Origin of the sequence: Rheinheimera mesophila, assembly GCF_000986865.1 — a bacterium.
Classification (GTDB): Bacteria; Pseudomonadota; Gammaproteobacteria; order Enterobacterales; family Alteromonadaceae; genus Pararheinheimera; species Pararheinheimera mesophila.
Genome location: NZ_LAVS01000090.1, coordinates 168,996 through 179,582, shown reverse-complemented (window position 1 = coordinate 179,582; position 10,587 = coordinate 168,996). Strand labels below are relative to the sequence as shown.

9 protein-coding genes are annotated in these 10,587 nt (G+C 47.4%); 7 read left to right on the top strand and 2 right to left on the bottom strand.

Going from position 1 to position 10,587, the window contains the following annotated elements; all coding sequences use genetic code 11:
* Nucleotides 1-323 precede the first annotated feature (323 nt).
* From SD53_RS16080 to SD53_RS16050, 7 genes are all read left to right on the top strand, one after another.
* Nucleotides 324-1,259: an endonuclease gene (locus SD53_RS16080; RefSeq protein ID WP_052749431.1), complete on the top strand. Its 936-nt coding sequence runs from the start codon at nucleotides 324-326 to the stop codon at nucleotides 1,257-1,259.
* A 98-nt stretch (nucleotides 1,260-1,357) separates the two neighbouring features.
* Nucleotides 1,358-2,380, top strand: a complete 1,023-nt coding sequence (locus tag SD53_RS16075; RefSeq protein WP_046521187.1) for an isoaspartyl peptidase/L-asparaginase family protein — start codon at nucleotides 1,358-1,360, stop codon at nucleotides 2,378-2,380.
* 56 nt (nucleotides 2,381-2,436) lie between these two features.
* Nucleotides 2,437-2,856, top strand: coding sequence for a CBS domain-containing protein (locus tag SD53_RS16070; protein WP_046521186.1), 420 nt, complete (start codon nucleotides 2,437-2,439; stop codon nucleotides 2,854-2,856).
* Nucleotides 2,857-3,006: 150 nt separating this feature from the next.
* Nucleotides 3,007-6,939: an ATP-dependent RNA helicase HrpA gene (hrpA, locus tag SD53_RS16065; RefSeq protein ID WP_241481840.1), complete on the top strand. Its 3,933-nt coding sequence runs from the start codon at nucleotides 3,007-3,009 to the stop codon at nucleotides 6,937-6,939.
* A gap of 110 nt (nucleotides 6,940-7,049) precedes the next feature.
* Complete coding sequence (locus SD53_RS16060; protein WP_241481837.1) at nucleotides 7,050-7,436, top strand: response regulator; 387 nt, start codon at nucleotides 7,050-7,052, stop codon at nucleotides 7,434-7,436.
* 67 nt (nucleotides 7,437-7,503) lie between these two features.
* Nucleotides 7,504-7,803: a PilZ domain-containing protein gene (locus SD53_RS16055; RefSeq protein ID WP_046521184.1), complete on the top strand. Its 300-nt coding sequence runs from the start codon at nucleotides 7,504-7,506 to the stop codon at nucleotides 7,801-7,803.
* Nucleotides 7,804-7,880: 77 nt separating this feature from the next.
* The gene (locus SD53_RS16050) at nucleotides 7,881-9,254 is read left to right on the top strand and encodes a sensor domain-containing diguanylate cyclase (protein WP_046521220.1); all 1,374 of its coding nucleotides are present in this window, start codon (nucleotides 7,881-7,883) and stop codon (nucleotides 9,252-9,254) included.
* Here the strand turns inward: SD53_RS16050 and SD53_RS16045 are convergent.
* A complete protein-coding gene (locus SD53_RS16045) occupies nucleotides 9,247-9,537 on the bottom strand; it encodes a hypothetical protein (protein ID WP_185714227.1) in 291 nt (96 codons plus the stop codon). The genes SD53_RS16050 and SD53_RS16045 overlap by 8 nt on opposite strands.
* 455 nt (nucleotides 9,538-9,992) lie before the next feature.
* Nucleotides 9,993-10,568: a YceI family protein gene (locus SD53_RS16035; RefSeq protein WP_082101897.1), complete on the bottom strand. Its 576-nt coding sequence runs from the start codon at nucleotides 10,566-10,568 to the stop codon at nucleotides 9,993-9,995.
* Nucleotides 10,569-10,587: the final 19 nt, after the last annotated feature.

Here is a 10,587-nt window from a genome sequence, read left to right as displayed (position 1 = left end):
ACTAACTCTTATTATGCGTTTAACTGCTGATTTATCACGACGAAATTATCTGCTGCATACTAAGTAGCCAAATTGGTTTTGTAAAGGATGTTTTCTATTTGTTAATAGTGATGAAATCGAGTTGTTATCTGAAAACGCTATAAACTAGCGATAAGTCAGTATGTTAGAAGCCAGGCCGCGCTATTTCTGGTTAGGATATGGTGGAAAAAAAGTAAAAATCAGTTATTTCAGGCTGTTTTATCGGGACTTAAATAGCGTATTTGCACTATTCAGACTTGTGGCATAATGAAGCTGATGGTCAGGCAGTTTAAGGTTGTATCGCTTTGTTTAGATTCATATTTTTATCTCTGTTTTTTGTAGTTTTTGCTGTTATCGCCGCACCTGCCAATTTTGATTCTGCAAAAACTGTTGCCAGCCGTATTTACGCCCCAGAAAAACAAGAGTTTTATTGTGGCTGTGCCATTCGCTGGCAAGGGGGTAAAGGTATTCCTGATTTAAAGGGCTGTGGTTATCAAATTCGCAAGAACGGCCCAAGAGCGAACAGAATTGAATGGGAGCATGTGATGCCTGCTCAGCAATTCGGCTCGCCTTTGGCCTGTTGGAAACAAGGTGGCCGTGAGCAATGCGGTAAAACAGATGCCCTGTTTAAGCAGATGGAAGCCGACTTGTTTAACCTCAAACCTGCGATAGGAGAGGTGAATGGCGACAGAGCGCATTATCGTTTTGCCATGCTGGGGGATCTGGCGCCGCAATATGGTTCCTGTGAAGTGAAAGTCGATTTTAAAAGTCGCCTGGTGGAGCCTCGTGCTGAAATTCGGGGAGATATAGCCCGTATTCATTTTTATATGGCAGACAAATACCAAATTCCTCTGGCCAAAGCGCAGCAACAACTGTTTATGGCCTGGCATCAGCAAGACCCGGTCGATGACCCTGAGCGCAAATTACAGCAACGTATTGCACAGCACATGGGGCATGCCAACGACTTTGTCACAGGTAAAAAGGTCTGGCAGCTCAATTACAAGGTGTCGGGTTTTGGTTTACACAGAAGCAAAGAAACGGCGGTAACTGCAGCCGTCAACAGCGGCCAGGTCCTGGGCAATAAACGCAGCAAGTTATACCATCTGAGTCATTGCAGCGGTTTTACTCAGGTATCCGAACGCAATCAGCAATGGTTTGAGTCGGAACAACAGGCACTGGAGGCTGGCTTTAAACGGGCCGGCAATTGCAGTGCCGGATCTGCAATAGGGGCTGAAGATTAATCTGTGATTCTAAACGGATTAGCGCAGCTTCACTTGCATCTTTGCTCACCTTCGCGGTACAACCTGATGTAATTATTACTATGATCAGGGTATTTGTTATGCGCCGCACCATGTCTTTTTTAGCTTTAAGCTGCTTTTCTGCTCTGGCTTTTGCCAACCAACCTATTGCCATAGTGATCCACGGTGGGGCCGGTACCATCAATAAAAGCCAGATGACAGCAGCGCAGGAACAGGCTTACCACGCCACCTTAAAACATGCGGTGGAAACAGGTTATGCAGTGCTGGCAAAAGGTGGCAGTAGTGTCGATGCAGTGACTGCAGCCGTGCTGGTGATGGAAGACTCACCACTGTTTAACGCCGGTAAAGGGGCTGTCTACACCTATGACGAAGGCCATGAGCTGGATGCTTCTATCATGCGCGGCGATAACCTGATGGCCGGAGCTGCTTCTGGTTTAAGGCACGTTAAGAATCCTGTATTGCTGGCCCGAGCTGTGATGGAAAAATCAGAACATGTGATGCTCTCCGGTGCTGGTGCTGAGCAATTTGCCAAAGAGCAGGGGCTGGAGTTGGTAGAAAATGCTTATTTTGATACCCAATTTCGTTATGAGGCGTTAAAAAAAGCCAAACAAAGTATGCAAAAGTTGCCACATCAGGCCCAAAACTATCGCCTGGAAGCACCCTGGCAGCCGGAATGGAATATGGGCACTGTGGGCGCTGTTGCGATGGACCGCAGCGGTTTATTAACAGCGGCCACCTCCACAGGGGGCATGACCGCCAAACGCTATGGCCGTATCGGGGATGCTCCTATCATCGGCGCCGGTAACTTTGCTGACAATGCGAGCTGTGCGGTTTCTGCGACAGGCCATGGTGAGTTTTTTATTCGTTACCGTGTCGCCTCCGATATCTGTGCCCGGGTCAAGTATCAGGGCATCAGCGCTGACAAAGCCGCCGATCAGGTGATGCAGGAACTGGCGAATGTCGGCGGTACCGGCGGTGTGATCCTGATTGATCACAAAGGCAAGGTCAGTTGGAGCTTTAATACCGAAGGCATGTACAGAGCCAGAAAAACAGAAGGTGAGGATGCAGTGACTGAAATTTTTAAACAGAGTCCGGCTAAATAGCTGCCGCTGGTCTACGCTTAAGATGTTGTGAAAAAAACGACACTTTTGAGGGGCTTATGGACTTACTAAAAATATCCGATCATATGAATCGTCATCCTGTCACCTTTACTGAAGAGATGTCTGTCGAAGAAGCGGTGAATAAACTGATCCTGGCCGAGCAACTGGGTGGTCCGGTGATTAACAAAGACAAAAAGGTGATTGGCTTTGTCTCTGAGCAGGATTGCTTAGCCAGAATGTTGTCGGGCACCTACCACTTGCAACAAGCGGCTTCGGTTAAAGACGTGATGCGTACTGAGGTACTAACGGTCAAATCCTATCACGGCATAGTGGATCTAGCGCAAACCATGCTACTGGCTAAACCTAAAGTGTACCCTGTGGTGGATGATGATGGTTATTTGCAGGGTGTGATTAGCCGCTCTGATGTATTGCGGGCTATCGACTTAGAATTGCATTCCCACTACAAAGCGGTGAGCTAATCGTTTTTACGCTGAGCAGGCGGGTACAAGACCCGCCGCGACAGCGGTTACTGCTCAAGGTGCAGCAAAAGCGCTGTTTTAAAAGGTGCTTTTACTGGATCTCAAGCCCCTGAACTTGGTAGCATGTCGCCCCTATTTGTTGAGGGCCTTGTGTTGACCGACTCTACTGCTAAACCTGCTGTTGTGGCTAATCCGAACAGTGCTGACACTGAAATTTCTGTTGCTGAGCTTAACAAAGCCATAGCTAACTCTTTATCCAAAGATCAGCACCGATTCCGCCAGTCGTTACAGACCATTAAAAAGCAGCAGGATAAGACTAAACAGCAGCAACTGATGCAGCAACTGGCAGAAAAAATCACTGCCTCTATGCAGCTAAGAGCGCAGCGTCTGGCTGCAGTGCCGGCTATTGACTATCCGGCTGAGCTGCCTGTGGTTGGTAAAAAAGACGATATTAAAGCTGCCATCGCCAAACATCAGGTGGTGATTATTGCCGGTGAAACCGGTTCGGGCAAGACCACTCAAATTCCAAAAATCTGTCTAGAGTTAGGCCGTGGAGTGGCAGGCATGATAGGCCATACCCAGCCACGACGTTTAGCTGCCCGTAGTGTCTCTGCCCGTTTAGCCGAAGAGCTGAAATGCCCTGTCGGTCAGCAGGTGGGGTATAAAATCCGTTTTGGCGATCACACAGCGCCTACTACCTTAGTCAAACTGATGACAGATGGGGTGTTGCTGGCCGAAATTCAGCAGGACAGATTTTTAAATCAATACGACACCCTGATCATCGACGAAGCGCACGAACGCAGTTTAAATATCGACTTTTTGTTGGGCTATTTAAAGCAGTTGTTGCCACGCCGTCCCGATTTAAAAGTCATTATTACTTCGGCCACTATCGATCCAGAGCGGTTCTCCAAACATTTTTTTGATGCACCTATTATCGAAGTCTCAGGCCGTACTTTCCCTGTAGAAACCCGTTACCGGCCAGTAGCCGAAAATGACGATAAAGACGCTGACCAACTGCAGTCTATTTTTGATGCCGTTGAAGAGCTGTACCGCGAACCACCGGGTGATATTCTGATCTTCTTAAACGGTGAGCGCGAAATTCGTGACACCGCAGACGCGCTGGAAAAGCTCAAACTGCCTCATACTGAAATTTTGCCTTTGTACGCCCGTTTGAGTGCGGCTGAGCAAAACCGTATTTTCCAGACTGGTGTAGGGCGGCGCATCGTACTCTCGACCAACGTGGCGGAAACCTCGTTGACAGTGCCTGGTATTCGTTATGTGATAGACCCCGGCACAGTGCGGATTTCACGGTACAGCTACCGCTCCAAAGTACAACAGTTACCTATTGAGGCCATCAGCCAGGCCAGCGCCAATCAGCGCAAAGGCCGATGTGGCCGGGTCGCTGCCGGTATTTGTATCCGCTTATACAGTGAAGAGGACTTTAACAGCAGACCAGAATTTACCGATCCCGAAATTCTGCGTACCAACTTAGCCTCAGTCATTTTGCAAATGCTGGCTTTGGGCTTGGGTGATATTCAGGCTTTCCCGTTTTTACAGCGGCCCGACAGCCGTTTTATTAACGATGGGATAAAGCTTCTGGAAGAGCTGGGCGCCGTCAAGCCGCAATCCAATAGCCATAGTTTGCAGATGACCGATTTAGGCAGGCAGATCAGCCGCTTGCCGGTTGATCCGCGGTTAGCCCGTATGGTGTTTGCTGCCACTACGCATAACTGTTTACAGGACGTGCTGGTGATTGTCTCTGCGTTGTCTATTCAGGACCCACGCGAACGACCTTTGGATAAACAGCAAAAAGCCGATGAGTTGCACGGCCGTTTTGCCGATCCGGATTCAGATTTCAGCGCCTGGTTAAAGTTGTGGGCTTATCTGCAAGAGAAGCAGGATGAACTGACCAACAACCAGTTCCGCCGTTTATGCAAACAGGAGCTTTTGAACTACCTGCGGGTGCGGGAATGGCAGGACTTGTATGGCCAATTGAGCCAGATTTGTACTGAACAGCAGTGGAAGTTGAATTCACAGCCAGCATCCTATCAGCAAATCCATAGTGCTTTACTCACTGGTTTATTAGGTCAAATTGGTAGCCGCGACAGTGAAGCCGATTATATGGGGCCACGCCAGAGCCGGTTTTTTGTTTTCCCCGGCAGCAGCTTATTTAAACGTAAACCTAAATGGGTGATGGCGGCAGAACTGGTGGAAACGTCCAAGCTGTACGCCCGTGCTGTGGCTAAAATTGAGCCCGAATGGATAGAACCAGCCGCTGCACATTTAGTCAGCCGCAGTTATAGTGAACCGCATTGGGAAAAGAAAAAAGGTGCTGTGGTAGCCTATGAACAGGTGTCCTTGTACGGCCTGATCATTGTCGGCAAACGCCCTGTGCTGTACAGCAAAATAGACCCTGTGACTTGTCATAAGATCTTTATCCGCAGTGCTTTAGTCGAGCAGGAGCTCGGCTTACACGAAAGCTTTTTAGCCCACAACCAAGAGCTGATTGAGCAGGTGATGGAGCTGGAAGAAAAAGCCCGCCGTCGCGATATTTTAGTGGATGAAGAAACACTGGCAGAGTTTTACGCTGAAAAAATTCCGGTTTGGGCCAATAACAGAGTCGATTTTGCCAAATGGTGGAAAGAGGCCAAAGCCAAAGACGCGACCTTACTCAATCTGGATTTAGACAAGCTGTATAAGCGTGATGCCTCTGAAGTAACGGCCGATAAATTCCCGGAATTCTGGCGACAGGGCAATTTAACTTTGCCTTTGGATTATCATTTTTCCCCCGGCTCTGCCGATGATGGCGTCAGTTTAGTGGTGCCATTGTCATTGCTGAACCAGGTGGAAGAGCAAGGCTTTGACTGGCTGATCCCAGGCCTGAGGCATGATTTATTGGTCGCGCTGATTAAATGCCTGCCCAAACAATACAGACGCAACTTTGTGCCAGCGCCCAATTATGCCGACGCTTTAATGCAAAGCATCAAACCCGAAGACGGGCCCTTGCTGGACGTGGTTAGCAACCGGCTTAAACGTATGTCCGGTGTAACTATTCCGGAGGAGGCCTGGGATCTATCCGCTCTTGATACCCATCTGAAATTTAACTTTAAGGTGGTGGACGACAAAGGCAATACTTTAAAACAAGGCCGCTCTTTGGCACTGTTAAAACAACAGCTACAGGGCAAGGTGCAACAAAGCTTAAGTCAGGTGGCGGAGCAGGGCATAGAGCAGGAGCAATTAACCCACTGGTCTTTTGGTCAGTTACCACGTGAATACATCAAAATGCAGGCGGGTTATCAAATCAAAGCTTATCCGGCCCTGTTGGATAACAATGATTCGGTCTCTATCAAGCTGTTGGATAATGCCGAGCAAGCGGCAGAGCAAAGCAAGCTGGGGTTACGCCGACTGGTGCTTCTTAATGTCCCATCCCCAGTGAAATACCTGCAGGAATCCTTGCCGAACAAAGCCAAACTTGGCTTGTACTTTAATCCGTTTGGCAAAGTGCTGGAATTAATAGACGATTGTATTGCCGCTGGTGTCGATCAGTTGATCAGTGAACAGCCCTGGCCTGAAACTGAAGCTGATTTCATCAAGCTAAAAGAAAAAGTCCGGGCTGAACTGGGGGAAACTGTATTACGTATAGCACTCAAAGTAGAGCAAATTTTAACCTTAGGGCATGACATTCAGAAAAAGCTCAAAGGTAAAGTTGAGTTAAAACATGTGCAGGGGCAGGGCGAAATCAAGCAACATCTCGACACTTTGCTGTTTAAAGGTTTTGTTAGTAGCCATGGTGCGACACGTTTGGATGCTATTTTGCGTTATCTACAAGCGCTGCAAAAACGCCAGGAGAAATTGCCTGTGGATCCAAACCGCGACAGACTGATGTCGCACGAATACCAAAAAGCCGAAGAGGCCTACCAGAACCTGCTGGGTAAATATGCCGGCCGCACTGTGCCTGAGCCTGTCCGGGCCATCCGCTGGATGCTGGAGGAACTTAAGGTCTCTTTGTATGCTCAAACTCTGGGTACGCCTTACCCTGTGTCAGTAAAACGTATTTTGTTGGCTGTTGCAGAGTTAAAATAAGGTAAATTTTTTGAAATTATTTGCCGAATTTTTGGCAAATTACTAAATAAGCCATACACTTATCTCAAACGCATCGATGCGTTTGTATGGAGATCACAAGGATGCAGACAATGGAACTGAAGCAAAAAAAAGTCATGATAGTGGACGACGAAGACTTTATGTTTCGTCTGCTTGAGTTGGCTTTGTCGCCTTTTTACCAGTTGTCCTATGCAAAAAGTGGTGTCGAAGCGCTGCAATTAGTACTGCAACAGCAACCTGATCTGGTGATGTTGGATATTTGTATGCCTGGCCTGGATGGGCTGGATACCTGTCGTCTGCTGAAAAACGCCCCTGAAACCGGTCATATTCCTATTCTGATGATGTCGGGTCTGGATACGCCACGCGATGAAGTGACAGCGCTGGATGCCGGCGCCGACGCTTTTGTCAGTAAACCTATCAGTGCCAGGCATATTCAGATGCTGGTTGATGATTTACTCTGCAGTCATTCACACAAATAAGGCTTTACAGCGGCTTGTTGCGGATCTATAAAAGAGGCAGATCCCAATCAAGGAAGCGATACAGCTTATGTTAGGCCACAGTGATAAACGTAACTACTACCGTATGATGGTCAATGCTCAGGTGGAGCTTATGATCAACGATCCGCAATCGGGCCGGGTGATTAACGCCATTTGCCGTGACTTAAGTGCTACAGGTATGTCACTGGAAATCGATGAACCACTGGAAATGGGCGTTCTGCTTTATATCAAAATGCAAAGTGCCAACCCCAGTATTCCGCCTTTGTCCGCCCACGCGAAAGTGATGCGTTGTGCTCAGGAGCAGGAGGATTGCTATCAGTTGGGTGTGCAGATTATTGAGCTGAATTAAAAAGACAATATTCTGGTAAAGCTCAGCTTATTTTTTTATAGTGCGTGCCAACATATTTTTTAAGGTTGTAGCTTGTGGTGTCAGACATTGCCCCCCTAGTATCGCAACAAGCTCATCGACGTGCAGCCCGTTTAGTATCGACACTTTTAGTGCTGACAGCCGTCAGTATATATCCTTTCCTCAGCTTTACCTTGCCAGAAATAGCACCCTTTTTGCCCGCTTATGGTACTGCAGTCATCCTGCTTGAAGGCATTACGGCCTATTTGTTATTGTCACAGTTTGCTACCCGCAGAAACGTATTTCCTGGATTTGTCGCAGCCGCTTATCTGTCGTTAATTCCTCTGGTGATAGTTCAGTTGTTGGTGTTCCCTGGCGTTTTTACGCCAACAGGTTTGTTGAATGCAGGCCCACAAAGTGCGGTCTGGATTTGGGTATTTTGGCACGGGCTATTTCCAGCTCTAATGTTACTCGCTTGTTTCGCGGAGCGTTTTATCAAAACTAAGCAAGTGAATTATACCGACCTGAAATTCTGGTTATTTGGTTTCGTGTTGGCTCCGTTATGTCTGAGCCTGAGTCTAGCTTTATTTGCCACCTGGGGCAGCCATTTGTTGCCTGAACTGATCGCAAGTAACAGTTATCAACAGTTACTGCATAGCCCTTATGCATTGCTGGTCTGGGGACTGAATGCATTCGCTTTGTATGTGATGTTGATGCGAGCTCGCCTTGAGAATGTGCTTTATATCTGGTTGAGTGTTGCACTGCTGGCTAGTTTAATTGATGTCAGTCTCACCCTATTTGCTGGTGCTCGTTTTAGTCTGGGTTGGTACGCTGCACGAATTAGCAGCAGTGTATCTTCTATGGTGCTACTTGGCGCTTTGCTCTGGGAGGTCAACAGGCTTTATATCAGTACACAAAGAGCAAATGAACAACTCTATCAGCAAAGTGTCCGCGATACCTTAACTGGTCTCTTTAACAGGCGTTATCTGGAGTCTCAACTGGCTGTGCAGATCGACCATGCCAAAAGATACAACGAACCTTTGTGCCTGCTGGTGTTAGATGTTGACCACTTTAAAGCCTTTAACGATCGCTATGGTCATGTAATGGGCGATCAATGTTTGATTGAAGTGGCAAAACAGTTGCAGCAGACTCTGCACAGGCCCGCCGATTTTGTCGCCCGATTTGGTGGTGAAGAGTTTGTTGTGGTATTACCTTATACCAATGCAGAGGGTGGCTTTAGCGTTGCTGAGCAGCTACGTCTTCATATTCAGCAGGCCCGACTTGAGTATCAAGGACAGGTGCTGAGTGTAACTGCCAGTATAGGTTTGGCGGTCTTACAGCATGATGAGGACAGTGCACAAAGTTTGCTGATAGCCGCAGATAAAGCCTTGTACCAGGCCAAAGCCGCAGGCCGCAACTGTGTGAAGGCTGCAAACGAGCCAGCCGTTAGTTAGCGACACAGCTTAATAAAGCCGCTTTATAACCCCATTGCACGGTAAAAACGCCGTTTTGCTCCGAGAGTTTTTCATTTCTTCCGACATAACTCTGGTCTGGCTGTTGATACATGAACGACACCTGATCACCATAATCCGCAATCAAGGTAGCTGGTGTGGTCGGGTAATAAGGCACAGAGAGTTCATTGGCAGTATTGCTGTCACAGCTTAGCCGCAGTTTTTTACTGGCAGGTACCAGTTCATAGCGCGCCTGTAATTCGGCAATACGCTGGGTATAAAGCATTGAAGCACAGGCTTTTTTATCTTCTTCTTTCCAGTATCTCCGAGCGACAGATATGGCAAATAGAATCGCTATTAATCTACCTGAATGATGCGGATATTAGTGAATCAATAAAGGTATTTATATTCAGAACGATAATTTCATCATCTTCAGACATTGTCTTGTTTGCCTTAGCGCTTAAGTACAATGTCATCACCTGTAGCGTTTCGGCACAAAGTGAAAAGGTTTACGAAATACTTAAGGAGCAGAAATTTTTCGAATATGCGCCTCGTGCTGGGGCGAGTACATATATGCTGTCGCCTGACCGGCATAGAGGAACATCCGATCTTTGCATATCTCTGTATCAGCTCGGATATTAATTTACGAAAACTTGTACCACGTTCAATCTGGGAACTAAATCAGAGCATAAAAAAGCCACCAAACGGTGGCTGTTTCACAAGTCAAACTAATCCAAAAACCTACTTCACCAGCACCAGACTAAAAGTGGTTGGGACCATTGGGCTGATGGTTTTTAGGCCTGCTAGTTCACGTAGTTTTTCTACGCCTGCGCCTAAGTCAAACTTCGCCACGTCCAGCATAATTGGCGCAATGGTTGTGACTACTAATTGGCTGTCTGATACTTTGGTTACTTTGACTTTGGCCGTCAGGCTTTGGGTTTTCGTCAGTAAGGTCAGGTCCAGCGTTTGATCCACAACTACACTGTCACCAGTTTTTAAGCCAGCGAGCACTTTGCTGTCGACTTTGCCTTTGGCATTAATAGTGGCGTATTGTTTGGCCGCTAATACATGCTCCAGAATTCGTTCGTTACGAATTGGGATGGCCGTGTCTATGCTCAGCGCCGGAATAGCCACTGCAAATTCACCTGCTTCAGTCAGCTTGCCAGTCAGTTCCTTAAAGCTGTGAGTTTCAGCCACTACGTCATTTTTCACAGAAACAAAATTCAGGCTGGATCGCGCACTGTTGACAGACCAGTCGGCGGCAGCAGAAAAACTTAAGGCGGCGGCTACTACTAAAGCTAATTTTTTCATCGTCATCAAACACTCCTCAGAGGAT